Origin of the sequence: Streptantibioticus cattleyicolor NRRL 8057 = DSM 46488 (assembly GCF_000240165.1) — a bacterium.
GTDB classification, from domain to species: Bacteria; Actinomycetota; Actinomycetes; order Streptomycetales; family Streptomycetaceae; genus Streptantibioticus; species Streptantibioticus cattleyicolor.
This window is the reverse complement of record NC_017585.1, coordinates 601,025-627,160: the sequence shown is the minus strand read 5'-3', so window position 1 is coordinate 627,160 and position 26,136 is coordinate 601,025. Positions and strand designations below refer to the sequence as shown.

Sequence of the window (26,136 nt, the reverse complement as noted above, 5' to 3'; positions counted from 1 at the left end):
GGGACCGCCCCGAACGCCTCGGCCACCGCGTCGCGCACCGTCGCCGCGTCCGGCGCCGGACGGCCCTCCTCGGCGGCGAGTTCAAGCCGGCGACGAGTTCGGTGCAGCGGCGGACGCCCTCCTACAGCGCCAGCACCACCGCCGCCCCCACCCCGCCCAGCAGCAACGCCACCGCGGCCTGCGGCCAACCGCCGCGCCCCCAGCGGAACCACCGGTCCACCGCGAGCCCGCCCGGCCCGATCGCGGCGACCGCCAGCGCCACCGCGGCGATGCACACGTTGTACTCCACGCCGCCCTGGAAATCCCACAGCCCGTGCGCCGCGGTCACGGTGACCATGGCGTTGATCATCACCCCGATCAGCGCCGCCGCCGCGAGCGGGGTGAGCAGCCCCAGCGCCAGGCCGAGGCCGCCGAGGAACTCCGAGGCGCCGCCGAGCACCGCGTACACCATGCCCGGGCGGTAGCCCAGCGCGGCGAATCCCTTGGCGACGGCGGAGAGCCCCTGGCCGCCGAAGAGGCCGAAGAGCTTCTGGGCGCCGTGCCCCGCCATCAGCAGGCCGAACACGAGCCGGATCAGCAGCAGACCGCAGTCGGCCGCGGTGGGCCGCCCCCGCCCGGACGGGGCGGCGCGGGCCTCGGGGGAAGCGCGTAGACGCTCGGTGAGGATGCGCATCGGGACCTCACTTCCCGTACCGGCCCTCCCCGAACGGCGCCGACCGACCGCCGGGAACCGGCACGTCCGGTCTGGACGGTTCTGGACAGTCTTCTCCGATCCTACGCACCCCGGTACGCGAGCGGGCCGCCCGGTGTTCACCGCCTCACGGCGGCCCCACCGGCCCCACCGGTCACACCCCCGACTGCCGCTCGGCGCCGGCCGGTTGAGCCGGCGCCGCCCTTCCGGCCCGCCGCCCGGCTCCGCCGGAACGCGGTCCATGAACTCCGCCTCCGCCGGGGAAGCCCCCGCCGTCCACGACCGCGTCGGGATCGGCTACCACCGGGTACGCCGTCCCGGCCCCTGGTCGGCCGCGCTGATCGGCCGCGCGCCGGCCGGGGCGGCACCGTGGTGAGCGTCGGCGCCGGCGCGGGCTCGTACGAACCGGCGGACGCCGAGGTCACCGCCGTCGACCCGTCCGCCGTGCTGCTCCAGCAGCACCCCGGGGACCGCAAGGTCGAGGCGCGCGCCGAGCAACTGCCGTTCGCGGACGGCACGTTCGACGCCGCGATGGCCGTCCTCACCGTCCACCACCGGACGGACCCGCGGCGGGGCCCGCGTGAACCGCGCCGCGTCGCCCGTCGGCGGGGCGTCTTCACCTGGGACCCGGAGCACCTGCCCCGGCTGTGGCTGGTCGAGGCGCTGGGCGCCCACACCGTGCTGCCGTTCCCCGTTCCGCACGACTTCACCGACGGTCTCCGGACCGCCTGCCGGCGGCGCCCGGAACACTTCCTGGACCCGGTGGTCCGCGCCGCCGGACCACGGCTACCGGCCGCTGGTCGCCGGTTGACCGACGGCCCGGCCCGGACCAGGCACGTGACCCGCGTGAAGCCGGTCTGTGGCCGCGGTTAAGAAAACCTCGATGGACGTGGCGCCCGGCAGTGGGCACATTGCTGTTGTCCCGGTGCGGTGATCACCAGGCGCCCGCCCGGTGCGCCGTGCGGGGCTTCCCCGGCCTGCCCGCGTCGCGTCGACCACGCGGCCCGGCACGGCCCGCCCACCGCACCCCAGGAGGCGCAGCCGTGAAGGCGCTCGTCAAGGCGAAGGCAGAACCGGGACTGTGGCTGACGGACGTCCCCGAGCCGTCCCCCGGCCCCGGCGACGTACTGATCAAGGTGCTGCGCACGGGGATATGCGGCACCGATCTGCACATCCGCGCCTACGACGGCTGGGCCCGGCAGACGGTGACCACACCGCTGGTGGTCGGCCACGAGTTCGTCGGCGAGGTCGCCGCGACCGGCGCCGACGTGGCCGACATCGCGGTGGGCGACCTGGTCAGCGGCGAGGGCCACCTGGTGTGCGGCAAGTGCCGCAACTGCCTGGCCGGCCGCCGCCACCTGTGCCGCAACACCATCGGGCTGGGCGTGGGACGCGACGGTGCCTTCGCCGAGTACGTGGTGCTGCCCGCCTCCAACGTGTGGGTGCACCGGGGCCCGGTCGACCTGGACACCGCGGCCATCTTCGACCCGTTCGGCAACGCGGTGCACACCGCGCTCTCCTTCCCGCTGGTCGGCGAGGACGTGCTGATCACCGGGGCGGGCCCGATCGGCATCATGGCCGCCGCCGTCGCCCGGCACGCCGGCGCCCGCAACGTCGCCATCACCGACGTCAGCGACTACCGGCTGGAACTCGCCGAAAAGGTCGGGGTGAGCCTCGCCGTCAACGTCGCCCGGGAATCCATCGAGGACGGCAAGCGCCGCCTCGGACTGCGCGAGGGGTTCGACATCGGCCTGGAGATGTCCGGCCGCCCCGAGGCGTTGCGCGACATGATCGCCAACATGACGCACGGCGGCCGGATCGCCATGCTGGGCCTGCCCTCCGAGGAGTTCCCGGTCGACATGGCCCGGATCGTCACCTCCATGATCACCCTCAAGGGCATCTACGGCCGGGAGATGTTCGAGACCTGGTACGCGATGTCCGTGCTGCTCGAAGGGGGCCTCGACCTCAGCCCGGTGATCACCGGCCGCTACTCGTACCGCGACTTCGACGCCGCCTTCGACGACGCCGCCGGCGGACGCTGCGGCAAGGTCATCCTCGACTGGACCGCCTGACCCCGCCGCGCACCACCGCCCCGACCGCCCACGTACCCCGGGAGAACCCCCAGATGTTCGACTCCGTGCGCCAGGACCTGCGCGCCACCCTCGACGAGATCCGCACCGCCGGACTGCACAAGCCCGAGCGGGTCATCGGCACCCCGCAGAGCGCCGCCGTCACGGTCACCGGGGGCGGCCGGCCCGGCGAGGTGCTCAACTTCTGCGCCAACAACTACCTGGGCCTCGCCGACCACCCCGAGGTGACCGCCGCCGCCAAGGAGGCGCTGGACCGGTGGGGGTACGGCATGGCCTCGGTGCGCTTCATCTGCGGCACCCAGGAGGTGCACAAGGAGCTGGAGGCGCGGCTGTCGCGGTTCCTCGGCACCGAGGACACCATCCTGTACAGCTCGTGCTTCGACGCCAACGGCGGTGTCTTCGAGACCCTCCTCGACGAACGCGACGCGGTCATCTCCGACGCCCTCAACCACGCCAGCATCATCGACGGCATCCGGCTGTCCAAGGCCCGCCGGCTGCGCTACGCCAACTGCGACCTGACCGAGCTGGAGGAGCGGCTGAAGGAGGCGTCCGACGCCCGCCGCCGGCTGATCGTCACCGACGGTGTCTTCTCCATGCACGGCTACGTGGCACCGCTGCGGGAGATCTGCGACCTGGCCGACCGGTACGACGCCATGGTGATGGTCGACGACTCGCACGCCGTCGGCTTCGTCGGCCCCGGCGGACGCGGCACCCCCGAACTGCACGGCGTCACCGACCGCGTCGACATCGTCACCGGAACCCTCGGCAAGGCGCTGGGCGGCGCCTCCGGCGGCTACGTGGCGGCCCGCGCCGAGATCGTCGCGCTGCTGCGCCAGCGTTCCCGGCCGTACCTGTTCTCCAACTCGCTCGCCCCGGTGATCGCCGCCGCCTCGCTGAAGGTGCTCGACCTGCTGGAGACCTCGGCCGGGCTGCGGGAGCGGCTGGCCGAGAACACCGCGCTGTTCCGCTCCCGGATGACCGAGGAGGGCTTCGAGATCCTCCCCGGCGACCACCCGATCGCCCCGGTGATGATCGGTGACGCGGCGACGGCCGGGCGGATGGCCGAGCTGCTGCTGGAGCAGGGCGTCTACGTCATCGGCTTCTCCTACCCCGTGGTGCCGCGCGGCCAGGCCCGGATCCGGGTCCAGCTGTCGGCCGCCCACTCCACCGAGGACGTGGAGAAGGCGGTGGCCGCGTTCGTCGCCGCGCGGCAGGCTTTGGCAGGATGACCGGGTGATCGATGCGCGACGGCTGCGAATACTGCGGGCGGTGGCGGACCACCGGACGGTGACCGCCGCAGCCGCCGCGCTCTACCTGACCCCCTCCGCGGTCTCCCAGCAGCTCGCCGCGCTGGAGGCGGAGACCCGCCACCGGCTGCTGGAACGCCACAGCCGGGGCATCCGGCTCACCCAGGCCGGCGAGATACTGCTCAAGCACGCCAACGCCGTCCTCGCCCAGCTGGAACGCGCCGAGGCCGAGCTGGCCGCCTACGCCTTCGGGGACGCCGGCGAGCTGACCGTGGCCTGCTTCGCCACCGGCATCGTGCTGGTGCTCGCCCCCGCGCTGACCCGGCTGGCCCGCACCTCGCCCGGCATCAGCGTGCGGGTACGTGACGTGGAGGGCGACGAGAGCCTGCCGATGGTCCTCGACGGCCAGGCCGATCTGGCGGTGGCCGTCGAATACCGCGGCGGCCCCCGCGAGGACGACCAGCGGCTGACCCGCATCCCGCTGTACGCCGAACCGTTCGACGCGGTCCTCCCGGTCGGCCACCGGCTGGCCGGCGCGGAACGGGTGGCCGTCGCCGACCTCGCCGACGAGTCGTGGATCGGCCCCTACCCGGGCAACCCCTGCCACGACGTGGTGATGCTGGCCTGCGAGTACGCGGGGTTCCAGCCGCGTCTGGAGCACTCCTCGGACGACTTCCGGGCCGTGGCGGCGCTGGCCGGCAGCGGCGCCGGCGTCGCGCTGGTGCCCCGCTCCGCGCTGCGCGGGGTGCTGCTGGACGGGGTGGTGGTGCGTCCGGTGGACGGGGTGGTGGCCACCCGCCGGGTCTTCGCCGCGGTACGCCGCGGTGCCGAGGAGCATCCGCTGATCCGGCCGCTGCTGGACGCGTTGCGCCAGGCCGCCGGGCCCGTCTCGGACGACGGCCCGGCGAGCTGACGCCCCGTCAGGAACGTCGGCCCGCCGGGCCGTCGGCTCACCGGAACCCCGGCTCGCCCGGGGTCACTTGGTGACCAGGGTCCAGTGCATGTCGTTGAGCGTCTTGGAGATCGGCACGTAGTAGACCCCGGCCAGGCACCACGGGGTGCGCCGGGTGCCGTCCAGGACGGTCTTCTTGTTGTACTGGGCCGGGCAGGAGACCGTCCGGGCCAGCGCGGTGATCATGCCGCGGGCCTCGTCCGCGGTGTGGTTGCGGACGCTGGCGAAGACCGGCCCGCCGCTGTCGCCGTTGACCGCCGCCACCCCGCCGGGGGTCGAGGAGGTGGCGTACGCCAGGTCGACGTCGGGGCGGTAGACCCCGTTGGGGCCGGTGACCCCGATGTCGGTCTGGGCGATCCGCACGCCGCAGTGGACGCCGCCGTTGGCGCCGTCGGTGCACACGTAGTCACCGACGTTGTTGTGGCCGTAGCCGACGATCGGCTTGGCGTAGCCGTCGGTGCGGCTGGCCGGGCCGTCGTACAGGTAGCCGCGGGTGCGCTTGGACGCCGGCCGGATGGCGAGCACGTCGTCGGTGGCGCTCATCTGCGTCCGGTCGGTGGTGCCGATGAGCTGGTTGCCCCACCAGGTCCGCCACTGCGACTTGCTGCCGCTGCCGCAGTGGTAGGCGGCGGCGAGCAGGTAGGACCCCTTGCGGTCCTTGACGCTGAACCCGGCCGAGCAAATGCCGCCACCGGGGATGTTGAGCGCGGCGCCGCCGGTCCACGGCGACTTGTCGTGCGGCCGGGAGCCGGCCAGGTCGATGCTGATCGGCTGGCGGACCGGGATGGTGTGCACCCCGGTGAGCACGTCGGTGAGCGCCTTGACGGCGTTCGGACGGTCCGGCCGGGCCGACTCGGTGAGCGGGGCCGCGAAGTCCTGCATCCCCGAGCCGGGCGCATGGTCGTAGCCGATCTGCAGACCGCTGCCGTCGGGGGCGAGCCCGATGCTGGTGATGCGCAGTGGCGCGGAGACCGCGGCGAGCCGCAGCGGCTGCGGCTTGCCGTCCGGCAGCAACTTCTGCCGGGCCGCGTGGAGTTCGGCCTTGGAGTAACGGGCCTGGTGCACCTCGACGGTGACCCCGTGCGGCAGGTGGGCGAGGAGGGCGCGGACCCGCTGAGGCAGGGCGCCCTTCCAGTACAGCCGCAGCTTGTTGGCGTCGGGGTCCACCTGGAGTTCGGAGAACCCGGGGATCCGGGCCCGTTCGGCCTCCGGGAGGCCCTCGGTGATCTGACCGGCGATCCGGTCGAGCACTTCCTGGTTCTGCAACGCGTGTATCTGCCGGGCGTCGGCGGAGCGGGTGTCGGCCGCCCCGTGTGAGGCGGCCGGAACCGATGCCGTCGCCGTGGGCGACACGACGAACGGCAGCGCGGCGCTGAGCGCCGCGGCGGGCAGTACCGCCCGTACCCACCTGCGGCGTCTGATGGTGTCCCGCATAGGACTGGACTTCTCCCTGCTGATCCATGGATTGGCCCGATCATGCTCTTATGCGACGGGATCGGAGCGCAATAGTGGAATCAGCCGACGGCTCACCCATTGGAGGCGCACGGGGGACGATCCGGGAACTGGCTGCCTACTCCGAATGAGTGCAATAAAGAAGGTGAAATGAGGTTAAAACGGGCGATGTTATGAAGATCGAGGAAGGCGAGGCGGTCAAATGGCCGTCGCCGCAAGGCCGTTGTGTCGCCCACCTCACGGAAAGGCAGCGTGCCCATGGAAAGGCAGCGTGCCCTGACATCCCACCGTCGCCCCACCGCCGGACGTACGCCCCGCCGGCGCTCGGTGCGTTCGCTCGTCTCGGCGGTCTGCGTCGCCGCGGCGACCGCGCTGACCTGCGCCACGGTGCCGTCCGCCGCCGCCCAGCCGGCCGCGCCGGAACCGTCGGCCGGTCACCGGGCCACGCCGGACGCGCGCCGCGCGCTGTTGCCGCCCACCGGCCCGGTCACCTCAGGCCCGGGGATCACCACCTTCCCGCTGGCCGTTGTCGCCTCCGTCCCGCACCCCGACGCCCCGCCGCCCGGCGCCGACGACTGGCACTGCCGCCCCACCCCGCGCCACCCGCGCCCGGTGATCCTCATCCACGGCACCTACGAGAACGCCTTCGACAACTGGAACTACCTCTCGCCCGTCCTCAAGCGGCACGGCTACTGCGTCTTCACCCCCAACCTCGGCGCCCCGCCCGGAGAGATCTTCAAGGCCACCCGCCACATCCCGTTCTCCGCACGCCAGTTGGCCCGGTACGTCGAACGGGTCCGGGCCGCCACCGGGGCCCGCCAGGTCGACCTGGTCGGCCACTCGCAGGGCGGCGGCGCGCTGCCGCGCTGGTACATCAACTGGGAGGGCGGCGCCGACCCCCGAAACCCGGCCCGCAACAAGGTCCGCCGGCTCATCGCCCTCTCGCCCGGCAACCACGGCACCACGTTCCTCGGCCCCGGGCTGCTGGTGAAGGAACTCGGCGTCATGCGCGCCACCCGCCCGATCACCGGCCGGGCCATCGAGGAGGTCACCCAGGGCGACCGCTTCAACTACGAACTCGACCGGCTCGGCGACACCCGGCCCGGCGTGGAGTACACCAACATCGTCACCCGGCTCGACGAGGTGGTCACCCCCTACGACCACCAGTACCTCAAGGCCGGACCGGGCGCGAAGGTGAACAACTTCACCATCCAGGACATCTGCCCCGCCGACCTCGCCGAGCACGGCGCCATCTCCTACGACCCGGTCGCCTTCCAGCTCATCCTCAACGCCCTGGACCCGGCCACCGCGCACCGGCCCGACTGCGAGCTGGTGCTGCCGCTGCTCGGCGCGCCGGTCGACATCCCGGTGCGCTGACGATGCGTCAACTTGGCTTGGCGTCGGGCGAGTCGAGCCAGGCGCGCAGCACCTGGGCGAGGCGCTCGGGCTGGTCCTCGGACAGATAGGTGTAGCTGTCCTCGATGGTGTGCAGCGGGGCCCCGAGCGTCTCGGCGTAGCCGCGGGCGTGGGACAGCGGGAAGACATGGTCCTCCGCCGCCCACGCCAGCAGCACCGGCTTGTCGAAGTCACGGGCGAGCCGGACGGCGGCCTGCCGGACGTAACGCGCCGAGACGCTGCCGATCGCCTTGCGCCCGTCGAACCGGATCTCCGGCCGGGTCAGCACCGGGTCCAGGTAGCTGCGCATCGTGACGCCGTCGATCGGATACTTGGCGAGCCAGCCATAGGTGTTGCGCCAGCGCCAGGTACGCCGGACCCGCAGCACCTGGTAGAGCGCCCAGTACGGCAGCGGGTGCACCGCGGTGGCCTTGAGCAGCGGGAATCCGCCGGGCGTCGGCGGCCAGGTGCACTGCGGCGTCTCGCAGCAGGCGAGCACCAGCCGGCCGACGCGCCCGGGGTGTTCGGCGGCGGCGATCTGGCTGTAGGCGCCGCCGGAGTCGTTGCCCACCAGCGTGGCGTCCCGCAGGTCGAGCGCGGCCAGGAAGTCGGCGATGAGCCGGGCCATCCCCGGCGGCGACAGATCGGCCCCGGGATCCATCGGGACGTCGTGCGAACCCAGCGGCCAGTCCGGCGTCAGACAGCGGAAGTCGGAGGCGAGCAGCGGCACCAGCTTGCGCCAGATGTCGGCGTTGACCAGGTAGCCGTGGACGAAGACCAGCACCGGCCCGGTGCCGCGCTCGTGGTAGCGCAGGGTGCCGGAGGGCAGCCGCACCTCACGCGGTTCGCCGAGCCGGGGATCACGCCGGGCCGGTTCGCGGGCGGCCGGGGCGCCGGGCACCAGCCGGCCGCGGACACCGCTGCCGGGCTGCCGGTCCCGGGGAGGGGCACTTTCCGTCGGCATCGCCGGTTTCGGCCGCACGGGCACCTCCGTCACGATCGTGCAAGCGTTGCAAGAGGCGGACGCAAGCGAACGTAGCCGCCAACCACGGCCGGGGCAACATACGACTCACGCCACTTCCGGGCCGGGCGGCGGACGTCACCCGCCTGGCGCGTCGGACCCCTCGGCGGCCTCGGTGAGCAGCCCGTGCGCGATCACGTCCGTCGCGGTGGCCAGCAGCCGGCGCAGGTCGTCCTCGCTGTGCCGCAGCCGGTCCGGGCGCCAGGCGAGGCTGATGATGCCGTTCCAGGTGGCCCACAGCACGGTGGCCACCTCCTCGGCGTCCACCGGACGCACCTCGCCCCGGTCGACGGCCGCCCGCAACGCCGCCACCAGCCGTTCGTTCTGCTCGGTGACGGTACGCACCAGCCGCGACGACAGCTCCCGTCCGGCCGGGTACCGCCCCGGCGACTGCGGGAAGGCCAGCAGCCGGAAGAAGTCCGGATGGTCCAGGTAGAACCGCAGGTAGGCGTCGGCCGCGGCGCGGATCTGCGCCACCGGGGAACGCTCGGGCAGATAGGCGCCGTCCATGTAGTCCTGGTCGGCGGCGAGGGCGCGCGCCACGACGGCCGCGTGCAGCCCGGTCTTCGACCCGAAGTGGTTGTAGATCGAGCCGACCGCGACCCCCGCCCGCCCGGCGATCTCCTCCACGGTGACCTCGTCGACGGGGCGCTCGCTGAAGACCTCCTCGGCCGCGCGCAGCAGGGCGTCCATGGTGCGCCGCTTGCGCGGGTCCATCCGGGCCCGCTGGGTGGTAGCCATTGCAGGAGTGTAAGCGCGGCGTCTTGCACCCGGTTTCCCGCGCTGTTTGCATGAAACGGTGACGACACCGGTGCACAGCGACGTCGTGGTGGTCGGGGCCGGGATCTCCGGGCTGGTCGCCGCCCGGCGGATCGCCGAGGCGGGTTACCGGGTACGGGTGGTCGAGGCCCGCGACCGGGTGGGCGGACGCACCCTCAACGCGGACCTCGGCGACGGCCAGGTGGCCGAGGTCGGCGGCCAGTTCACCGGCCCCGGCCAGGACGCGATCCAGCGGGTGGCCGCCGAGCTGGGGGTCACCACCTACGCCACCCACGACACCGGGACCCATCTGCTCGACCTCGGTGGCCGGATCCGGCCCTGGAGCGTCTCCGAACCGTGGATCGGCCCCGCCGCCTCGCTCTCCTTCCTGGCCGCGCAGCGCCGGCTGAACCGGATGGCCGCCACCGTGCCGCCGCACGAGCCGTGGCGCGCGCCCCGGGCCCGGGAGTGGGACGCCGAGACGCTCGGCGGCTGGATGCGCCGCCACGTCCCCGTACCCCGGGCCAGGGTGCTGCTGGCCATGGCGGTGCGCGCGGTGTGGGCCTTCGAGCCGGAGGACGTCTCCCTGCTGCACGTGCTCGCCTGCGTCAACGCCGGCGACGGCCTGCAACGGCTGATGCGCACCCGGGACGGCGCCCAGCAGGACCGGTTCACCGGCGGCTCGCAACGCATCAGCGAGCTGCTGGCCGACGGGCTGCCGGAGCCGCCGCTGCTGCGCCACCCGGTGCGCCGCGTCGTCCAGGACGGGACCGGGGTCACCGTGCACACCGGTCCCGGCACGCTGCTGCGCGCCGACCGCGTGGTGGTGGCGGTGCCGCCGCAGCTCGCCGCCCGGATCGCCTTCGAGCCGCGGATGCCGCCCGGCCGCGAGCAGTTGCTGGCCCGCAGCCCGCAGGGGACCGCGCTGAAGTATCTCGCCGTCTACGACGAGCCGTTCTGGCGTGCCGCGGGCTTCTCCGGCCAGGTCGCCTCCGATCGCGCCCCGGTGGCCTCGGCCTTCGACAACACCCCGCCGGCCGGCCGCCCCGGGGTGCTGCTCGGCTTCGCGGTCGGCGGCCCGGCCCGGCGTCTGCTGGAGTTGCCGCCGCCGGTACGCCAGGAGCGGGTGCTGGCCTCGTTCGCCCGCTGGTTCGGCGAGCGCGCCCGTACCCCGCGCCAGGTGATCGTCGGATCGTGGAGCGAGGAGGAGTGGACCCGGGGCTGCTACGCCGGCTACCTCACCCCCGGCGCCTGGACCGCCCACGGGCATCTGCTGCGCGAACCCCACGGCCGGGTGCACTGGGCGGGCAGCGAGACGGCCACCCGGTGGATCGGCTTCATGGACGGTGCCGTCACCGCGGGCGAGCGGGCCGCCGCCGAGGTGCTCACGGCGACGGCCGCCCGGCCCGCCCCGGTCGGCGCGCGGGACGGCCGCTCCGGCTGACCGGATCCGGGGCGGCCCCGGCGGTCGTCACCAACTGGCCTTGCGCACCCCGGGGAGTTCGCCCGCGTGGGCCATGGCGCGCAGCCGGACGCGCGAGATGCCGAAGGCACGCAGATGACCGCGCGGGCGGCCGTCCACGGCGTCCCGGTTGCGCACCCGGATGGCGCCGGCGTCCCGGGGCTGACGGCGCAGTTCCCGCGCGGCGGCCTCCCGTTCCCCGGCCGAGGCGCGCGGATCGGCGATCACCGCCTTGAGGCGGGCGCGGCGTTCGGCGTACCGGGCGACGACCGCGCGGCGGCGCTCGTTCTTGGCGATCTTGCTCTTCTTCGCCATCAGATCCGCTCCCCACGGGCCCGGACGCGGGCGACCGCGGCCTCGACGCCGATCGCGTCGACCGTCTTCACGCCCTTGGTGCTCAAGGTGAGCCGCACGTAGCGGCGCTCGCTCGGCAGCCAGTAGCGCCGGCGCTGGACGTTGGGGTCGAAGCGGCGCTTGGAACGCTGGTGGGAGTGGGACACGCGGTTGCCGAAACCGGGCCGGCGGCCGGTGAGTTGGCAGTGGGCCGACACGGGGCTTCCCTTCGTTGGCGGAGTCGTACGGAACGGCACGCTACCGCGAGATGAAAATGAAAACCAATTACGTGTAGGCTGCGGGCATGGCTCGCGACGAACTGCGCCCGATCATCAGGTCCACTGCCGGAACCGGCGACCACACCCGCGTCACACGGAACAACCGCCGCGACGAACCCGACCGGCTCGTGCCGCGCGCGTACGCCCCGGTGGCCGGCGGCCACGTCGACTCCGGGAAGGAGCGCTGACCATGGGGTCCGATCTCGATCCCGCGCGGGCGGACCGGGGCCCGCTGCCGGTGGCGATCGTCGGCGGACTGTGCGCCGACGCCCGCCGCGCCGTCGTCGGCGACGTGCTGCGTTCGGTGCCCGGCACCGTCGTCCTCCACCACGACCTGTCGGCCGCGACGCGCGGTACGGTGCGCCGCACCGTGCGGGACGCCTCCGGGCCGGTCGGCGGCGGATACGCCCCGCTGGTCAACGACTGCGCGTGCTGCGCGCTGCGCGAGGACCTGGTGCCCGAACTGGTGCGGCTGGCCGGTACGGGCGCCTACCGGCTGGCCGTCGTCGAGCTGTGGGACTCGGTGGAGCCGCAGGCCATGGCGGCGGTCGTCGCGGCCGAGCCGGAGGCGCTGCGGCTGACCGGGGTGGCCACCGCGCTCGACCCCGCCCTCACCGTGCCCTACCTCGCCGACGGCGACGACCTGGCCGAGGCGGGGCTCGCCGCCGCCCCCTCCGACCAGCGCACGGTCGCCGACACCTTCGCCCGGCAGATCGAGTACCCCACGGTGCTCGCGCTGGCCGAGGGCGACGAACGCGCCGACCCGGCCGACCACGCGCTGCTCGCCCAACTCGCGCCCGCCGCACGCAAGTTGCGGGTCGGCGAGGGCACCGTCGGCCCGGCCCTGCTGGCCGGGTTCGACCCCGACGCGGCGGCGGCCCGGCAGCACCCGTCCTGCGCGCTGCTGCCGCAGGAGGCCGACGAGGACGGCGTGGCCACCCTCGTCTGGAGACGCGACCGCCCGTGCCATCCGGGTCGGCTGCACGCCGCCCTGGAGGACCTGGCCTGCGCCGCCGTCCGCAGCCGTGGCCGCTTCTGGCTGGCCGACCGCCCCGACACCCTGCTCGCCTGGGACGCGGCGGGCGGCGCGCTGTCGGTGGAGTCGGCCGGGCCGTGGCTGGCGGCGCTGCCGTCCGCCGCCTGGGAGATGGTGCCGGCCGAGCGTCGGATCGCCGCCGCCCTCGACTGGCACCCCGACCACGGCGACCGCTGCCAGCACCTGACGTTCACCTCACCGGGGCTGAACCGCGAGGAACTGGTGCGGCTGCTCGACCCGTGTCTGCTCACCGACGCCGAGTACGCCGCCGGACGCGACGCCTGGCTGCGGCTGCCGCACGACTTCGACGACTTCCTCGATCCGGTCGGCTGACCCGCGTCGCTCCGGGGCGCGTCCGACGTGACGGTGCCCCGCGCCCGGTCGGACGCGGGGCATCACGGCGTGGTCAGCCGCTGATCTGCTTCGGCGAGCCACCGCCGGTGATGGCGATCCGGCGCGGCTTGGCGTGCTCGGCCACCGGGATGCGCAGCCGCAGCACACCGGCGTCGTAGGAGGCGTCGATGCGCTCGGTGTCGAGCGTCTCGCCGAGGAAGAGCTGACGGCTGAAGGTGCCGGTGGGCCGTTCGGCGATCAGGACCTCGCTGTCCCGGCCGGCGTTGGAGCGGCGTTCGGCCTTCACGTTGAGCACGTTGCGCTCGACGTCCAGCTCAATCGTCTCCGGGTCCACGCCGGGCAGGTCCAGCTCCACGACGAAGGTGTCGCCGTCCCGGAAGGCGTCCATCGGCATGGCCACCGGACGCGCCGCGGTGCCCAGCACCTGCTGGGTGAGCCGGTCCAGCTCACGGAACGGATCGGTGCGCATGAGCATCATCGGTCACTCCTTTCCCGCGCTGTCTGCCCAAGGTGTCGATGAGCATGGCGACACCTCCTTATATAACTCCGGGCAGCAAAGTTGACAAGAGATCGCTAAATCTTGTTGCGGTGGTACGCGGTGAGCATCGCCTGGACCTCGGGGTACGCCGGCGTACCGGCCGTCCGCACCGGCTCCCCGCACCGGCTCCCCGCACCGGCTCCCCGCGCCGGATCGCCGACGCCGCGCCGACCGCCGCGCCCAGCGCCGGCCGCAACAGTGGGGAGCCGGTGCGGATCCGGCCAGCCGGTCGACGGTGTGCCGGGCCGGGTCGAACAGGACGTTCACCGGCAGCGGCGTCGCCGCGGCCACCTCGGCGATCCCGGCGTCGTCGGCCGGCCCCGGTACGAAGGCCCCGTCGGCCCCGGCGTCGGCGTAGGCACGGATCCGGTCGAGCGCGGCGGCGGGGTCGGGCCGCCCGCCCAGCCAGTGCGCGTCGGTGCGGGCGTTGACGAAGACGCCGGGGGCACGGGAGCGGATCGCGGCGATCACGGCGCACTGGTGCGAACGGGACGCGAGGACGCCGCCGGGGCGCCCGTCCTCCACGTCGACCCCGGCGACGCCCAGCTTGGCGAGCCGGACCACCAGGTCGGCCACCTCACCCGGGTCCTCGCTGAAACCGCCCTCGACGTCCACGGTGACCGGCGGTCCGAGACGCACCACCCGGGCGGCCACGGCCGGCGTCTCGGCGCGGGCGAGCCCGGCGGCGTCCGGGATTCCGGCCGTGGCGGCCACCCCCAGGCTCGTCGTCCCGATCGCGGCGAATCCGGCGTCCGCCGGCATCGCGGCCGAGGCGACGTCCCAGGCGTTGGGAAGCACCAACAACTGAACCTGCTGGGATCAACGCGCTGTCCGCCATGCCGGCACGCTGGCCGCGCGACACTTCGTCCCCGGCCGAACCGTCGGCGCCCTGGGCGGACGGCCGGTCAGCGGGGCCTATGCGGGCCGGCCGGCCCGACGCGGCGCGGCCGGACCGGACCACCGCGCGGTCGGCATCGTCGGCGAGCTTCCCCTCATGCCTTCAGCCGGCGGGGGAGGATCAGCGCCACGGCGACGGTGCCCACGGCCATGACGATGCCGCCGATCAGGCTGGTGTGGGCGACGGCCTGGGCGAAGGAGTGGTGGGCGGCGGCGACGAGTTGACGGGCCTGGGCCGGGCCGCCGGCCGGGGAGGCGGCCACCTTCTCGGCGACGGCGAGGGCGCCGCCGACCGAGTCACGGGCGGTGTGCAGGGCCTCGGGCGGCAGTTGGCGGCCGACCGCGGAGGTCAGCTTGTCGCGGTAGGTGGTGGCGAGCAGCGAGCCGAGGATGGCGATGCCGAGGGAACCGCCGAGTTCGAGCGCGGTGTCGTTGAGGCCGCCGCCGACGCCGAGTTCGCTCTCCGGGAAGAGCCCCATGATGGTGTCGGTGCACGGCGATACGCTCAGCCCGATGGCGAAGCCGAGCAGCAGGAACGGGGCGAGGAAGTCGGTGTAGGTGGAGCCGTCGCCGATCCGGGTGAGCAGCAGCACGCCCGCGGTGCCGATGGCCATCCCGGCGCTCACCGTCACCTTGGTGCCCAGCCGCGGGGTGAGCACGCCGGTCAGCGCGGCGCCGGCGAAGACCGCGCCGGCCAGCGGCAGCAGCCGCACCCCGGTGGCCAACGGCGCGTACCCCAGCACGAACTGGAGGTGCTGGGTGGCGTAGTAGATCGCGCCGAAGGTGCCGAGGAAGAACAGCAGCACCGCGAGCATCGAGCCGCTGAACGCGCGGTCGCGGAAGAGGCGGACGTTCACGATGGGCCTGGGGTGGCGCACCTCCCACAGCAGGAACGCCACCAGCCCCGCCCCGGCGACCACGGCCGCGGTGACCGGCCCGGTACCCCAGCCGAAGTGCGGGCTCTCGATGATCGCGTACACCAGGCAGCCCACGGTGACGATCGACAGCAGACCGCCGACCAGGTCGAGCCGGCCCCGCCCGGCCGCCCGGGACGGCGGTACGAGGAAGAGCGCGGCGACCACGGCGGCCAGCGCGACGGGCACGTTGATCAGGAAGGTGGCGCCCCAGGCGTGGTCGCGCAGCAGCCAGCCGGCCACCAACGGGCCGACGGCTATGGCCAGTCCGGAGGTGGCCGTCCAGGCGGTGACGGCCCGGGCCCGTTCGCTCCGCGGGAACGTCGCCACCAGCAGCGAGAGGGTGGCCGGCATGATGACGGCCGCGCCCACGCCCATCACGGCGCGGGCCGCGATCACCGCGTTCGCGCTGTGCACCTGGCTGCCGAGCACCGAACCGGCGGCGAAGACCAGCAGCCCGGCCACGAGCCCGCCGCGCCGGCTGTACTTGTCGCCCACCGCGCCCAGGACCAGCATCAACGCGGCGTAGGGGACGGTGTATCCGTCGATCACCCATTGCAGCCGGCTGCTGTCGAGCCCCAGGTCCCGGGTCATGTCCGGGGCGGCGACGATGAGCGCGGTGTTGGCCATCACGACGATCAGCAGGCTGAGGCAGAGCACCAACAGGGCCCACCAGCGCCGTGGGTAGGGCCCCGGCATGCGATCGGTGGGGGTGGTGGCGAGGAGAGGCATGGGCCGGTCCTTCGAAAGGTGGGAAGCGGGTCCGTGGCCGTGTCCAGCGGCCGTGGACCCGCGTTACTTGCTCATGGATGTGCAGAAGCTGTCCCTTCGTAGGGTAGATAACTGCTCGTGAGTGTGCAAATATGGTCCACGTCACCCCGTACGGAAGAAGTCCAGCCATGGCGATGCCCTCTCCCGCCGAACCCCAGCGCCGCCACGCCCGGTCCAATCGGGCCCGCATCCTCCAGGTGGCGCGACGCGAACTCGGCGCCCGCCCGGACGCCACGCTGGACGAGATCGCGCAGGCCGCCGGGGTGGTCCGGCGCACCCTGTACGGGCACTTCCCCGGACGCGGGGCGCTGTTGGAGGCGCTGGGTGAGGAGGCCGCCGAGGCCCTGCGGCAGGCCCTGGTCCGCGCCCACGACCCCGAGGACCCGCCGGAGTGGGCGCTGGCCCGTTTCGTGCTGGCGATCTGGCCGATCGGCGACCGCTACCGGATGCTGCTCTCCCTGGCCCGCCGCGACCTCGGCGAGGAACGGGTCGGCGAACTGCTCGCCCCGGCCACCGAACACTGCCTCGCGCTGCTCGAACGCGGCCAGGCCGAGGGCGTCTTCCACCGCCATCTGCCCGCGCCGGTGCTCTCCGCGGCGCTCCAGGGGATCTCCTTCGCCCTGCTGGAGAGCGTCAACCTCGGGGCGTGGGAGGACGACGGCACCAGCGCGGCCGTCACCCACCTGATCGCGGCGGGCGTCGCCCCGGAACGCGCGCTGGAGATCGCCCGGACGATCGGCCCGGCGGAGTAGCCGGCCGCCCCGGTCAGGGCGCCGTGCGGCAGCCGTCGAGGACGATGTCGACGGTGCGGCTCGAACCCGCCTCGGAGCCGACCCCCGCGCGAGCCGCCACCACCTCGGCCGACAGCGGGAGTCGGGCCGGGTCGAGGGTGTGGCCGATGACGAAGGCGGCGAGGGCGTTGATCACGTCCGTCGGACGACGGCCTCTCCCGGCCGGTCCCGCCGCTGAACGGCCACCCGGAGGCCGGCCGGACCGGGGTGACCGGCCGGTCGGGGCCGATGCGAGACTGAACGGATGTTTGCGCAGATCATGGCGGCGGTCGGGGTGCTCGCCCTGTTGACGGTGGTGCCGGGGCCGGACATGGCGGTGGTCACCCGGCGGGCGGTCGGGGCCGGGCGCGCCGACGGGCTGCGGACGGTCGGCGGGATCACGACGGGGCTGCTGATATGGGGCGTGCTCACGGTGGCCGGACTCGCCGCGGTGCTGGCGGCGTCGGCCGCCGCGTACACCGTGGTGAAGATCCTCGGCGCCGGTTATCTGCTCTTCCTCGGGGTGCAGACGCTGCTGCGGACCCGGTCCGGCCGGGGCGACGGTGCGGGTGAGGCGCCCGTCACGCCGGCCCCGACCGGCGACCCGTGGCGCACCGGCCTCGTCAACAACATGCTCAACCCGAAGATCGCGGTCTTCTACACCGGTCTGCTGCCGACCCTCGCGCCCCGCGCGCTCCCCTCGCAGGCCGGTATGGCACTCCTCGTCGCCCTCCATGCCGGGCTGACGCTGCTGTGGCTCGGCGGTTACGTCCTCGTCCTCGCCAAGGCGCGTCCGTTCTTCGAACGGCCCCGGGTGCGCCGGGTGCTCGACCGGATCACCGGGGTGGTGCTGATCGGCTTCGGGGTCAAGGTGGCCACGGCGCACGGGTGAGGACGCGCGGCGGTCAGAGCTTCCTGGCCACCTTCAGGTAGGCGGTGCGGCACCGCGGCGCGGGGTGTCCGTAGGCGGCCAGGTCGCGCCAGACGGCCACCCACGCCTCGTCGAGGAGCCCGGTCTCGGCGCTGGTCAGCCGGTCGGGGCCCAACATGCGCTGGGCCCGCGGGAGTTCACGGCGGACGGTGCGGTAGGTGGCCTCGGCGCCCTTGGCGCACCCGGGGCCGGCGGTGGCGTCCCAGGAGGAGTCCAGTTCGGCGGCGAGGGCCCGGCGGGCGTGCTCGTCGGCGTAGTGCCGTTCCAGCTTGTGGCAGCGCGACTCCGACAGCAGCGGCAGGAACCGGCCGAGGTTGGCCGTCACATAGCCGACGGCCTCCTCCTTCAGGCCGGCCGGGAGCCGGTAGTGGCGCACCGGGAGCCTGCTCCACGCGTCGGCCAGCGCACGGCAGGCGGCCGGCACCGGCCCGTCGCCGGGCTCGGCCGCCGACACGGCCGGCCCGCCCACCACCTGCCCCGCCAGCACCCCGGCCACCGCCAGCCCCGCCAACGTCCCTCGACCAAGCACCACGACCACCACTCCCGTCCGACGAGTCGACCTGCTCACCGCAGAAACGATCACCTCCGCCGCCGGTCACCCCTGCCGCCCCCGGACGTCACCCGTTCGGGGAGCCAAACCCGGTCGGACGGGCGTGCGGGGGCGTACGGAGCCGGGTGATCGCTTCCGTTCCGCCCTGTGACGGGCGGTTCGTGACCGATACCTTCTGTGGCGGATCAGTCGCTAATCGTGTTGGCGCACGATCTGTGCGTTGTCGTGATGCGCGTGGCGTATCCGTCGGCGCGGGCGCGACCGATCGTCCGACGCACGTCTGGAGGAAGGACGAGGATGATGCGCAAGCGGTGGAGCGTGGGGGCGGGCCTGATCGCCGGAGTGGCAGCGGGAGCCCTGGCGTGGGGGTCGCTCACCCCGGCGGCTGCGGTACGCCCGGCGAGCGGAGCGGCGACACCCCGGGCCGTAGATGTCGAACGGGTCAGCCTGCGGCTGGCCGCCGCCCCGGGACAGGTCGCCGATGTGTCGGGCGCCTCCCACGACGACATGGCCCGGGTCATCCAGTGGGCCTGGACGGGTGCCCCCAACCAGCTGTGGGAACCCCACGAGTTCGACAACGGCTTCTTCGCCTTCCGTTCCGTCAACAGCGGCAAGTGCCTCAACGTCAGGGGCGGCGGTCATGAGGACGGCGCCGAGGTCATCCAGTACCACTGCGACACCGCACCCAACGAGCAGTGGCGGCTGGTCCCGGCCGGCAACGGCTACCACGTGGTGTCCCGCGCCAGCGGCAAGTGCCTCAACGTACGCGGCGGCCTCGGCCACGGCAACCCGCTGATCCAGTACACCTGCCAGCACGGCGGCCTGGCCAACGACGTCTGGCTGCCGGTCTGGGAGCCCGCGGCCCGCTGACCGCACGCCCGCCGCACCGGCACGGCACCACCGGTACGACGGCACCGCACCGCGCGGCGCTGTCGTACCGGCGTAATCCGCCCAAGAGTGGACATGCCGCAGGGGAACAACTGCCATAATGCGCACGCTTGTCGAAGAGCCGGACATCGCGTGACGCGACTTTTGGGGTGAACTCTGTGACCCAGCAGCGGCAGATCTATCTGACGGACACCTACGCCTACGAGGCGTCGACGCGGGTGGTGAGCGCCGAACGCGGACCGGACACGGTACGCATCGCGCTGGCCGACAACATCTTCCACCCGCAGGGCGGGGGGCAGCCCGACGACCGGGGCTGGGTCGACCAGGTCGAGGTCCGCCCGGTCCGCGACACCGGCCCCGGGCTGGTCCACCTGACCTGCCCGGCGGATGCCGCGTGGCCGCGGGAGGCGGTGGCTGTCGGCACCACGGTGACCTCCCGGATCGACCCCGCGCTGCGCCGCCTCCACGCCGCGCTGCACACCGCGGGGCACCTGGTGGACGCCCTCATCGACGAGTGGGGCTACCGTCACGTCGGCAGCAACCACTTCCCCGGCCAGGCCCGCGTCGAGTACGACCTCGGCGGCCTCGACTGCGACAAGGACGCCCTCGCCGAAGGGCTCACCGAACGCCTCGGCAAACCGCTCGCCGAAGCGCTCCCGGTGATCCCCGGGGAACGCGACGGACGCCGCACGATCACCATCGAGGGGTACGCCACCGAGTTCTGCGCCGGCACCCACGTCCCCGACCTGTCCCTGCTGACCGGGGTCGCCATCCGCTCGGTGAAGGTCAAGGGCGGCCGGCTGAAGGTGGGTTACACCGCCGAACACGTCCCGGTGGACGGCTGACCGGAGGCCGCCTCACCGGGGCGGCAGCAGCAACCCGGAGAGCTCGTCGAGGAGCGCGGTGACCCGCCGGGCGGTGGCGGCGTCGGGGACGGCCGCCGCGATCACCTCGTCGGCGGGGCGGTCGGCGCGGGCGCGCACGGCACGGCGGGCCCGGGCGGTGGGGCGGACCAGGGTGCGGCGGCCGTCGGCGGAGTCCCGGGCGGTCTCCAGCAGCCCGCGTTCCCGCAGCCGGGCCACCGAGTTGGACACATGGCTCTGCGCGAAGCCGGTACGCGCCCCGATCTCCCGCACCGAACTGCCCGGGTGCCGGAGGACGTCGGCCACCACCGCGATCTCCCCGGGCGTCAGCGTGACCGGCCCCGCCCCGTCCATCACCTCACGCCCCAACTCGGTCAGGCGCTTGCCGAGTCCGAGCAGCCGTACCCCGTCCATGGCGGCGAATATATAGCGGCAGATACATCTGCACCGATGTAACCTGCCGCCATGACGACCCCCCGACCCCTCGGCGCGGTCTCCGCGACGGCGATATCGGTGGCCCGGGCGCGCGCCTACGAGAGCGCCCGGCCCGACCGGCTCTTCCACGACCCGTACGCCGCCGCCTTCGTGGCCGCGTACGGCGAGCCGCGCCGGAACGACCGCACCCCCGGGCCGCTCGCCAGGGCGTTGCTGCTGCACGTCGTCCACCGCACCCGGTTCTACGACGACCGGCTGCTCGCCTCCGGGCACCGGCAGGTCGTCCTCCTCGCCGCCGGGCTGGACACCCGCGCCTACCGCCTCGACTGGCCGCCGCGCACCCGGCTGTACGAGGTCGACCTGCCGGCCGTCCTCGACCTCAAGCACGCCGTCCTCGCCGAGCGGGGCGCCGTACCGCGCTGCGACCGCACCGCCGTCCCCGCCGACCTGGTGGACCCGGGCTGGCCCGAACAGCTGCGCGCGGCCGGCTTCGACCCGGCCGAGCCCACCGCCTGGCTGGTCGAGGGGCTGCTGGTGTACCTCACCGCCGAGCAGGCGGCGCGACTGATGACCACGGTCACCGCGCTGTCCGCGCCCGGCAGCCACCTCGCCCTGGAACGCGGACGCGACCTGGCCGCCGTCCCGCCGGACCCCTCCGTGCGCCACATCACCACGCTGTGGAAGGGCGGCCTCGGCCCCGGCACCGCCGACTGGCTGCGCGCCCACGGCTGGGCCCCCGAGACCCACCCGCTGGACGCCGTCGCCGCCCGCCACGGCCGCCCGCTCCCCGCCCCGGTCACCACCGCCTTCGTCACCGCCGTCCGGCAGTAAATGCACGCGCCAGCCCTCACCGCCTGATGGTACGAATGGGTGAGCCCCCGGCCGGGGGCCTCGGCGAAGGAAAGGCCCCACCCCACGATGAGCCAGCCGGCGACCGGCACGAACCGGATCCTGCTCGCCAGTGAGAACCCCATCAAGCTGGAAGAGGTGGCCGCCGTCTTCCCCGGCGTCGAGCCGGCGGCCGTCGAGCTGACCGAGATCCAGTCCACCGACGTCCAGGTGGTCGTCGAGCACAAACTCGACCAGGTCGCCCAACTCGATCTCCCCGCACCCGTGCTCGTCGAGGACACCGGCCTCTTCGTGGAGTCCTGGAACGGCCTGCCGGGCGCGCTGGTCAAGTGGTTCGTGGAAGGCATGGGCGCCCAGCGCCTCAAGGAGGCCGCGCTGCCGCCCGGCGCCCCGGCCGGTGCGACCGCGGTCAGCGCCGTGGGCATCGCCTGGCGCGGCGAACGCCAGGTGTGGACCGGACGCACCGAAGGACGCCTCATCGACGCCCGCGGCGGACTCGGCGGCTGGACCCCCGTCTTCGAGGTGGCCGACACCGGCCGCACGCTCGGCGAGATGTCCTTCGCCGACCGCATGCGCTGGACGATGCGGCGCGCCCCGCTGGAGCACGCCCGAGCCTGGCTCCGCGACCGAGGCCACCACCACTGATCCCGCCGCGCCGCCGCTCCGTCGGCCCGGAGCGGGGTGGGGCCGGTGCCCCGGTGTTGTGTCGCCCGGCCCGGCATGGGCCCGTGGGCGCGGGCCGGGGACGGTGGCGCTGACCTGCGGCGGCGGCTTGGCCTGACGTATGTGCTGTTGTGCGGCGCGTGCTGGAGGGACGCGGGGCCGACGTGTGGCCGGGGGCGGGGCGGCACCGGTGACCCCGCGTCGCGTCGTCCGGGGCCGCGCGGGCCGCGTGGCGGTCGTGCGTGCCGCTTCCGCTGCGACGGGATGCCGGGGATGAGGGACGATGGGGGAGAGGCGATCCGGGGGCCGTGGCCAGGTGATCCAGGGATGGTGCGGACGAGGGCGGTGCGGTGGGCGCGGCGGGTGGTCAGCGGGTGGTGGCGCCGGCCGGACGGGGTCGGCGGAGGCCGCTGGGCCCGGTTGTTGCCGTTGGCGCTGATCGTGGCGATCACGGTGCTCGATCTGCTCAGCCCGGTGGACGTGTTGATCAACCGGTTGCTGGTGGCCGCCCCGGCGCTGGCGGCGGCCACCTGGGACGTGGCCGGCACGGTGCTGATCGGGGTGCTCGCCCTCGTGGTGGACGCGGTGCTGGTGGCCCACTTCCAGTTGCTGGACCGGCCCGCCTCGTGGCTGACCTTCGCGGTGATCATGGTGGTCACGGCCGCCGCCGGGTACGCCAGCCGGGCGCGCCGGCAGCGGGAGCGCACGCTGCGGGACGTACGCGACGTCGCCGAGGCCGCCCAGCAGGCGCTGCTCCACCCGCTGCCGGACCGGCTCGGCCCGCTGCGCATGGAGTCGATGTACCTGGCCGCGGCGGCCCAGGCGCACATCGGCGGCGACTGCTACGAGGCCCAGCGCACCCGCTTCGGCGTGCGGCTGCTCGTCGGCGACGTACGCGGCAAGGGACTGCCCGCGGTCCAGGTGGCCTCGGTGCTGATGGGATCGTTCCGGGAGGCCGCGCCCGAGGCCCCCGACCTGCCGGCGCTGGCCGACCGGATGGAGGCCAGCATGGAACGCTACTCGCGGCAGACCTGCGGCCCGGGCGTTGCCGATGTGGACGAACGCTTCGCCACCGCGCTGCTCGTCGAGGTCCCCGAGGACGACACCGTGGTCCACCTGCTCAGTTGCGGGCACCCGCCACCGCTGCTCATCGGCGCTGGCGGCGTGCGTACCCTGGCGGCCACCGCGCCGTCGCCGCCGTTCAACCTCTTCCGTCCCGGCGACCGCCACTGGGTGGAGACCGTGCCGTTCCGTCCGGGGGAGAGCCTGTTGCTGTACACCGACGGGATCAGCGAGGGACGCGACCGGAGCGGTGTCTTCTACCCGCTGGCCGCCCGGGTCGCCCGGTGCGCCACGGGTGCCTCGCCCCGGCAGTTGATCGACCAGTTGCGTACCGATCTGCTCGCGCACACCGCCGGGACACTCGACGACGACGCGGCGGCGCTGGTCGTCCGCCGGGTGACGGTGCCGCCGGGGCCGGCCGCCGGTGGTGGCTGACCGGTCCCGGCGGGCCGGGGTCAGTCGTCGAGCGGGGCGCCGAACCACTCGGTGAGCACGGTGCGCAACCCCTCGTCGTCCCGCCCGGCGGCCAGGGCGTCCGGGCGGTCGCTCGCCCACAGCGCGTACCCGTCCGGACGGATCAGCAGCGCGCGGACGTCCAGGTCGGGCGAGGTGGCCGGGACGAGGTCGACCCGGTCCCGCCACGGGTGGGCGGCGTCCTGCGCTCCGTCGCCGAGGTCGAGCAGCAGCGGCCGTCCGGACCGCAGCCGCTCGGCGAGCCGCACCGGGCCGTCCGCCGTGGCCAGCGCGGTGTCGGGGACGAAGGCACCGGCCATGGGGTGGGCGGCGCCGGGCACCGGGCAGCGGATGTCGTTGCCGTAGATCAGCGCGCTCAGCCGGGAGTTGACCTCCGGTATCTCCATCAGGTCGCTGAACAGGTCGCGCAGCGCGTCGGTGTCCTGGCCCGGACGCATCAGGGCGGACTGGGCCCGGGTGTTGTGCAGCACCCGGGCGGCCACCGGGGCGCGTTCGGTGTAGTACGTGTCGAGCAGCGCGTCGGGGGCGTGGCCGGCGCACCGCGCGGCGAGCTTCCAGCCCAGGTTGACCGCGTCCTGGAGGCCGAGGTTGACGCCCTGGCCGCCGGCCGGGAAGTGGATGTGGGCGGCGTCGCCGGCCAGGAAGACCCGGCCCGCCCGGTAGCGTTCGGCCTGCCGGGTGGCGTCGGTGAAGCGGCTGACGAACTTGGGGTCGGTGAGGGCGGTCCGGCTGCCGGTGACCCGCTGGACGCTGGCGTTGAACTCCTCCAGGGTGGGCGGGGTGCTCAGGTCCTCCGGCACGTCCCACTCGGTGGCGGCGATCCGGCCGTCCGGCATCCGCATGAACCACCCGGTCGCGGTGCGTACCCAGCCGGTCGGCAGATCGGCGTCCTGAGGCACCGTGGCCAGCGCCATCCGGGAGACCGAGGTCGGCTCGGTGCCGGGGAAGGCGATGCCGACGGCGCCGCGCACCGTGCTGCGTCCGCCGTCGCACCCGACCAGGTAACGGGCGCGCACCACGGATTCCCCGGAGTCGTCGCGTACCTCGGCGACCACCTCGTCCGCGGTCTGCCGCACCCCGGTGACCTCGGCGCCGTGCCGGATGGTGACCCCGAGTCCGGCGGCGCGTCCGGCGAGGATCGCCTTGATGTCCTCGCGCTGGACGAAGAGTCCGGCCGGCAGCGCCTCGACCGATTCGGCCCGGCCCAGCCGCCAGATGCCGGCGAAGTGGCCGCGGGGCGCGCTGTTGTCGATGTGGCGGCGGAAGAAGGCCCAGCCGCCCGCGCGTTCCTGCGCGGCGCGGAAGTCGTCCAGCAGCCCGCGCCGGTCCAGGATCTGCTGGGTGCGCGGATGCAGGGCGAGCGCGCGTGGCTCGTCCCGGCCCGGCGGCAGCCGTTCGAGCACCAGGGTGGGTATCCCCCGCAGCCCTAACTCACAGGCCAGCAGCAGCCCGACCGGGCCACCGCCAGCGATCACCACGTCGTAGCGCCGGGAACCTTCGGACACCGGGGAATTCCGCGCAGCGGACATCACAACTCCACTCGGAGGGGAAGCGGTTGGCCTTGATCTCTTGACGTCAAGCTAAGTACGCTCCGTCGATCGACGCAAGGCCACCGCGACGTCTCACACCTGCCGACGTCGATCCCGGTCGCGTACGGTCACGCCGACCGTGCGGGCCAACAGCGGGGCCAGATCGAGCAGTTGAGAGGTGCTGATCACCGCGCCGCGCAGTCCGTCGGCGCCCTCGGCGATCTCCAGTGCCGCCGCGTCCCGCAGGTCGACGTCGGTCAGCCGGGCCTTGCCCAGCCGCAGCCCCTCCAGCGTCGAGCCGGGGAACGCCACATCGCGCAGCGTCGCCGCGCCCAGGTCGACGTCGCGCAGCAGGCAGTTGACGAACCGCACGTCACGCAGGGCGGCCGAGCGCAGGTTCACCGAATCCAGCTTGCAGTCGTGGAACGTCACCCGGCGCCACCGGGCGCCGAACGCCACCACACCGGCGAACGAGGCGCCGACCACCTCGGTGTCCAGCCAGTCGCACTCCGCCAGATCGGTGCCGAGCCAGCGTGTGGTGTGCAGCCACACGTCGTTGAAGCGCAGGCGCCGCATACCACCGCCGGCGAACGTCACCGACGAGAACGCCGACTCGGTGAAGCGCGCGCCGCCCGCCTCGACGTCCTCGAAGACACCGCCGTCCACGCGCACCGTGTCGTAGTGGCCGTCGTCCTCCGGCGCGCCGTCCAGCGGGCGCAGCGCCTCGGCGAAGGGCAGATCGGCGAGTTCGCGCGGCTCGGCGGGCATGGCGGTCCTCACGGGAGGTGGCGGTGGGGGCGATGCTACCGGCGGCGCGCGGGACTGGCCGGGGTGCCCCGTTCGCGTGGGTTCCGGCGCGTTCCGGTGCCGGGGCCCGGCCGGTGCGGACACAGTGGCCTCGGTCACCGCACGATCGAGCAGGAGTGGAGCCG

General features: G+C 73.9%; 30 protein-coding genes. 16 read left to right on the top strand and 14 right to left on the bottom strand.

What is annotated here, in order from left to right:
• Positions 1 to 121 precede the first annotated feature (121 nt).
• On the bottom strand, positions 122 to 673 hold the full coding sequence (locus tag SCATT_RS30390; RefSeq protein ID WP_014151559.1) for a DoxX family protein: 552 nt from the start codon (positions 671 to 673) through the stop codon (positions 122 to 124).
• A gap of 259 nt (positions 674 to 932) precedes the next feature.
• Here SCATT_RS30390 and SCATT_RS40475 point away from each other — a divergent pair, with 259 nt between their 5' ends.
• The 5 genes from SCATT_RS40475 (at position 933) to SCATT_RS30370 (ending at position 4,941) form a co-directional block, all read left to right on the top strand.
• Positions 933 to 1,067 carry a hypothetical protein gene (locus SCATT_RS40475; protein ID WP_014626832.1) on the top strand — a complete coding sequence of 45 codons (135 nt, stop codon included), beginning with the start codon at positions 933 to 935 and terminating at the stop codon, positions 1,065 to 1,067.
• Positions 1,064 to 1,564: a methyltransferase domain-containing protein gene (locus tag SCATT_RS30385; protein WP_014151560.1), complete on the top strand. Its 501-nt coding sequence runs from the start codon at positions 1,064 to 1,066 to the stop codon at positions 1,562 to 1,564. The genes SCATT_RS40475 and SCATT_RS30385 overlap by 4 nt, the downstream gene beginning before the upstream one ends.
• A 170-nt stretch (positions 1,565 to 1,734) precedes the next feature.
• Positions 1,735 to 2,763: an L-threonine 3-dehydrogenase gene (gene tdh / locus SCATT_RS30380; RefSeq protein ID WP_014151561.1), complete on the top strand. Its 1,029-nt coding sequence runs from the start codon at positions 1,735 to 1,737 to the stop codon at positions 2,761 to 2,763.
• Positions 2,764 to 2,816: 53 nt separating this feature from the next.
• Positions 2,817 to 4,010 (top strand): glycine C-acetyltransferase, encoded by a 1,194-nt coding sequence (locus SCATT_RS30375; protein WP_014151562.1) that lies wholly within the window; start codon positions 2,817 to 2,819, stop codon positions 4,008 to 4,010.
• Between the two features lie 4 nt (positions 4,011 to 4,014).
• The gene (locus tag SCATT_RS30370; protein ID WP_014151563.1) at positions 4,015 to 4,941 is read left to right on the top strand and encodes a LysR family transcriptional regulator; all 927 of its coding nucleotides are present in this window, start codon (positions 4,015 to 4,017) and stop codon (positions 4,939 to 4,941) included.
• A 63-nt stretch (positions 4,942 to 5,004) separates the two neighbouring features.
• Here SCATT_RS30370 and SCATT_RS30365 read toward each other — a convergent pair whose 3' ends face one another.
• Positions 5,005 to 6,414 carry a S1 family peptidase gene (locus SCATT_RS30365; RefSeq protein WP_014151564.1) on the bottom strand — a complete coding sequence of 470 codons (1,410 nt, stop codon included), beginning with the start codon at positions 6,412 to 6,414 and terminating at the stop codon, positions 5,005 to 5,007.
• 345 nt (positions 6,415 to 6,759) lie between these two features.
• On the opposite strand from SCATT_RS30365, the gene SCATT_RS30360 reads away from it, so the two are divergent.
• A complete protein-coding gene (locus SCATT_RS30360; RefSeq protein WP_014151566.1) occupies positions 6,760 to 7,809 on the top strand; it encodes an esterase/lipase family protein in 1,050 nt (349 codons plus the stop codon).
• Positions 7,810 to 7,816: 7 nt separating this feature from the next.
• On the opposite strand, the gene SCATT_RS30355 is transcribed toward SCATT_RS30360, so the two are convergent.
• Positions 7,817 to 8,791: an alpha/beta fold hydrolase gene (locus SCATT_RS30355; RefSeq protein WP_078590544.1), complete on the bottom strand. Its 975-nt coding sequence runs from the start codon at positions 8,789 to 8,791 to the stop codon at positions 7,817 to 7,819.
• A 135-nt stretch (positions 8,792 to 8,926) separates the two neighbouring features.
• A complete protein-coding gene (locus SCATT_RS30350) occupies positions 8,927 to 9,589 on the bottom strand; it encodes a TetR/AcrR family transcriptional regulator (RefSeq protein ID WP_231904924.1) in 663 nt (220 codons plus the stop codon).
• 58 nt (positions 9,590 to 9,647) lie between these two features.
• On the opposite strand from SCATT_RS30350, the gene SCATT_RS30345 reads away from it, so the two are divergent.
• Positions 9,648 to 11,051, top strand: a complete 1,404-nt coding sequence (locus tag SCATT_RS30345) for a flavin monoamine oxidase family protein (RefSeq protein ID WP_014151569.1) — start codon at positions 9,648 to 9,650, stop codon at positions 11,049 to 11,051.
• A gap of 27 nt (positions 11,052 to 11,078) precedes the next feature.
• On the opposite strand, the gene rpsN is transcribed toward SCATT_RS30345, so the two are convergent.
• Both rpsN and rpmB read right to left on the bottom strand, forming a co-directional pair.
• Complete coding sequence (gene rpsN / locus SCATT_RS30340) at positions 11,079 to 11,384, bottom strand: 30S ribosomal protein S14 (protein WP_014151570.1); 306 nt, start codon at positions 11,382 to 11,384, stop codon at positions 11,079 to 11,081.
• A complete protein-coding gene (gene rpmB / locus SCATT_RS30335; protein ID WP_014151571.1) occupies positions 11,384 to 11,620 on the bottom strand; it encodes a 50S ribosomal protein L28 in 237 nt (78 codons plus the stop codon). The genes rpsN and rpmB overlap by 1 nt, the downstream gene beginning before the upstream one ends.
• A gap of 86 nt (positions 11,621 to 11,706) precedes the next feature.
• On the opposite strand from rpmB, the gene SCATT_RS30330 reads away from it, so the two are divergent.
• Entirely contained in the window at positions 11,707 to 11,868 is a 162-nt protein-coding gene (locus SCATT_RS30330; protein WP_014626828.1) for a bL33 family ribosomal protein, read from the top strand.
• Between the two features lie 2 nt (positions 11,869 to 11,870).
• Positions 11,871 to 13,049: a CobW family GTP-binding protein gene (locus SCATT_RS30325; RefSeq protein WP_014151573.1), complete on the top strand. Its 1,179-nt coding sequence runs from the start codon at positions 11,871 to 11,873 to the stop codon at positions 13,047 to 13,049.
• A 73-nt stretch (positions 13,050 to 13,122) separates the two neighbouring features.
• On the opposite strand, the gene SCATT_RS30320 is transcribed toward SCATT_RS30325, so the two are convergent.
• The 3 genes from SCATT_RS30320 to SCATT_RS30310 all read right to left on the bottom strand — a co-directional run bounded on the left by SCATT_RS30320 (position 13,123) and on the right by SCATT_RS30310 (position 16,151).
• A complete protein-coding gene (locus SCATT_RS30320) occupies positions 13,123 to 13,548 on the bottom strand; it encodes an Hsp20/alpha crystallin family protein (RefSeq protein ID WP_014151574.1) in 426 nt (141 codons plus the stop codon).
• Between the two features lie 3 nt (positions 13,549 to 13,551).
• On the bottom strand, positions 13,552 to 14,406 hold the full coding sequence (locus tag SCATT_RS30315) for an isocitrate lyase/PEP mutase family protein (protein ID WP_014626827.1): 855 nt from the start codon (positions 14,404 to 14,406) through the stop codon (positions 13,552 to 13,554).
• Positions 14,407 to 14,600: 194 nt separating this feature from the next.
• Entirely contained in the window at positions 14,601 to 16,151 is a 1,551-nt protein-coding gene (locus SCATT_RS30310; RefSeq protein WP_014151576.1) for an MFS transporter, read from the bottom strand.
• Between the two features lie 167 nt (positions 16,152 to 16,318).
• Between SCATT_RS30310 and SCATT_RS30305 the strand changes: the two genes are divergently transcribed.
• Complete coding sequence (locus SCATT_RS30305) at positions 16,319 to 16,942, top strand: TetR/AcrR family transcriptional regulator (protein ID WP_014151577.1); 624 nt, start codon at positions 16,319 to 16,321, stop codon at positions 16,940 to 16,942.
• Positions 16,943 to 16,955: 13 nt separating this feature from the next.
• Here SCATT_RS30305 and SCATT_RS39130 read toward each other — a convergent pair whose 3' ends face one another.
• Positions 16,956 to 17,117, bottom strand: a complete 162-nt coding sequence (locus SCATT_RS39130) for a hypothetical protein (protein WP_014151578.1) — start codon at positions 17,115 to 17,117, stop codon at positions 16,956 to 16,958.
• Between the two features lie 108 nt (positions 17,118 to 17,225).
• On the opposite strand from SCATT_RS39130, the gene SCATT_RS30300 reads away from it, so the two are divergent.
• Positions 17,226 to 17,852, top strand: a complete 627-nt coding sequence (locus SCATT_RS30300; protein ID WP_014151579.1) for a LysE family translocator — start codon at positions 17,226 to 17,228, stop codon at positions 17,850 to 17,852.
• A 13-nt stretch (positions 17,853 to 17,865) separates the two neighbouring features.
• On the opposite strand, the gene SCATT_RS30295 is transcribed toward SCATT_RS30300, so the two are convergent.
• On the bottom strand, positions 17,866 to 18,423 hold the full coding sequence (locus tag SCATT_RS30295) for a hypothetical protein (RefSeq protein WP_157894790.1): 558 nt from the start codon (positions 18,421 to 18,423) through the stop codon (positions 17,866 to 17,868).
• Positions 18,424 to 18,738: 315 nt separating this feature from the next.
• Between SCATT_RS30295 and SCATT_RS30290 the strand changes: the two genes are divergently transcribed.
• On the top strand, positions 18,739 to 19,311 hold the full coding sequence (locus tag SCATT_RS30290; protein WP_014151581.1) for an RICIN domain-containing protein: 573 nt from the start codon (positions 18,739 to 18,741) through the stop codon (positions 19,309 to 19,311).
• A 167-nt stretch (positions 19,312 to 19,478) separates the two neighbouring features.
• Positions 19,479 to 20,174: an alanyl-tRNA editing protein gene (locus SCATT_RS30285; RefSeq protein ID WP_231904926.1), complete on the top strand. Its 696-nt coding sequence runs from the start codon at positions 19,479 to 19,481 to the stop codon at positions 20,172 to 20,174.
• 12 nt (positions 20,175 to 20,186) lie between these two features.
• Here the strand turns inward: SCATT_RS30285 and SCATT_RS30280 are convergent, their stop codons facing one another.
• Entirely contained in the window at positions 20,187 to 20,606 is a 420-nt protein-coding gene (locus SCATT_RS30280; protein ID WP_014151583.1) for a MarR family transcriptional regulator, read from the bottom strand.
• A 51-nt stretch (positions 20,607 to 20,657) separates the two neighbouring features.
• Here SCATT_RS30280 and SCATT_RS30275 point away from each other — a divergent pair, with 51 nt between their 5' ends.
• The 3 genes from SCATT_RS30275 to SCATT_RS30265 all read left to right on the top strand — a co-directional run bounded on the left by SCATT_RS30275 (position 20,658) and on the right by SCATT_RS30265 (position 23,636).
• Positions 20,658 to 21,458 carry an SAM-dependent methyltransferase gene (locus SCATT_RS30275; protein ID WP_014151584.1) on the top strand — a complete coding sequence of 267 codons (801 nt, stop codon included), beginning with the start codon at positions 20,658 to 20,660 and terminating at the stop codon, positions 21,456 to 21,458.
• An 87-nt stretch (positions 21,459 to 21,545) separates the two neighbouring features.
• Positions 21,546 to 22,121, top strand: a complete 576-nt coding sequence (locus tag SCATT_RS30270) for a non-canonical purine NTP pyrophosphatase (protein ID WP_014151585.1) — start codon at positions 21,546 to 21,548, stop codon at positions 22,119 to 22,121.
• A 345-nt stretch (positions 22,122 to 22,466) separates the two neighbouring features.
• Positions 22,467 to 23,636 carry a PP2C family protein-serine/threonine phosphatase gene (locus SCATT_RS30265; protein ID WP_014151586.1) on the top strand — a complete coding sequence of 390 codons (1,170 nt, stop codon included), beginning with the start codon at positions 22,467 to 22,469 and terminating at the stop codon, positions 23,634 to 23,636.
• Positions 23,637 to 23,656: 20 nt separating this feature from the next.
• On the opposite strand, the gene SCATT_RS30260 is transcribed toward SCATT_RS30265, so the two are convergent.
• Both SCATT_RS30260 and SCATT_RS30255 read right to left on the bottom strand, forming a co-directional pair.
• Positions 23,657 to 25,180, bottom strand: a complete 1,524-nt coding sequence (locus SCATT_RS30260; RefSeq protein WP_014151587.1) for an FAD-dependent monooxygenase — start codon at positions 25,178 to 25,180, stop codon at positions 23,657 to 23,659.
• A gap of 117 nt (positions 25,181 to 25,297) precedes the next feature.
• The gene (locus tag SCATT_RS30255; RefSeq protein ID WP_014151588.1) at positions 25,298 to 25,972 is read right to left on the bottom strand and encodes a pentapeptide repeat-containing protein; all 675 of its coding nucleotides are present in this window, start codon (positions 25,970 to 25,972) and stop codon (positions 25,298 to 25,300) included.
• Between the last annotated feature and the right edge of the window lie 164 nt (positions 25,973 to 26,136).

Bases quoted from the DNA above. Each gene is read 5' to 3' on its own strand.
- SCATT_RS30265 (WP_014151586.1), top strand. From the start codon at position 22,467: ATGGTGCGGACGAGGGCGGTGCGGTGGGCGCGGCGGGTGGTCAGCGGG.
- SCATT_RS30320 (WP_014151574.1), bottom strand. From the start codon at position 13,548: ATGATGCTCATGCGCACCGATCCGTTCCGTGAGCTGGACCGGCTCACC.
- SCATT_RS40475 (WP_014626832.1), top strand. From the start codon at position 933: ATGAACTCCGCCTCCGCCGGGGAAGCCCCCGCCGTCCACGACCGCGTC.
- SCATT_RS30280 (WP_014151583.1), bottom strand. From the start codon at position 20,606: ATGGACGGGGTACGGCTGCTCGGACTCGGCAAGCGCCTGACCGAGTTG.
- SCATT_RS30350 (WP_231904924.1), bottom strand. From the start codon at position 9,589: ATGGCTACCACCCAGCGGGCCCGGATGGACCCGCGCAAGCGGCGCACC.
- SCATT_RS30375 (WP_014151562.1), top strand. From the start codon at position 2,817: ATGTTCGACTCCGTGCGCCAGGACCTGCGCGCCACCCTCGACGAGATC.
- SCATT_RS30330 (WP_014626828.1), top strand. From the start codon at position 11,707: ATGGCTCGCGACGAACTGCGCCCGATCATCAGGTCCACTGCCGGAACC.
- SCATT_RS30310 (WP_014151576.1), bottom strand. From the start codon at position 16,151: ATGCCTCTCCTCGCCACCACCCCCACCGATCGCATGCCGGGGCCCTAC.
- SCATT_RS30390 (WP_014151559.1), bottom strand. From the start codon at position 673: ATGCGCATCCTCACCGAGCGTCTACGCGCTTCCCCCGAGGCCCGCGCC.
- SCATT_RS30270 (WP_014151585.1), top strand. From the start codon at position 21,546: ATGAGCCAGCCGGCGACCGGCACGAACCGGATCCTGCTCGCCAGTGAG.
- SCATT_RS30290 (WP_014151581.1), top strand. From the start codon at position 18,739: ATGATGCGCAAGCGGTGGAGCGTGGGGGCGGGCCTGATCGCCGGAGTG.
- SCATT_RS30300 (WP_014151579.1), top strand. From the start codon at position 17,226: ATGTTTGCGCAGATCATGGCGGCGGTCGGGGTGCTCGCCCTGTTGACG.
- SCATT_RS30365 (WP_014151564.1), bottom strand. From the start codon at position 6,414: ATGCGGGACACCATCAGACGCCGCAGGTGGGTACGGGCGGTACTGCCC.
- rpsN (WP_014151570.1), bottom strand. From the start codon at position 11,384: ATGGCGAAGAAGAGCAAGATCGCCAAGAACGAGCGCCGCCGCGCGGTC.
- SCATT_RS30355 (WP_078590544.1), bottom strand. From the start codon at position 8,791: ATGCCGACGGAAAGTGCCCCTCCCCGGGACCGGCAGCCCGGCAGCGGT.
- SCATT_RS30305 (WP_014151577.1), top strand. From the start codon at position 16,319: ATGGCGATGCCCTCTCCCGCCGAACCCCAGCGCCGCCACGCCCGGTCC.
- SCATT_RS30325 (WP_014151573.1), top strand. From the start codon at position 11,871: ATGGGGTCCGATCTCGATCCCGCGCGGGCGGACCGGGGCCCGCTGCCG.
- SCATT_RS30255 (WP_014151588.1), bottom strand. From the start codon at position 25,972: ATGCCCGCCGAGCCGCGCGAACTCGCCGATCTGCCCTTCGCCGAGGCG.
- SCATT_RS30275 (WP_014151584.1), top strand. From the start codon at position 20,658: ATGACGACCCCCCGACCCCTCGGCGCGGTCTCCGCGACGGCGATATCG.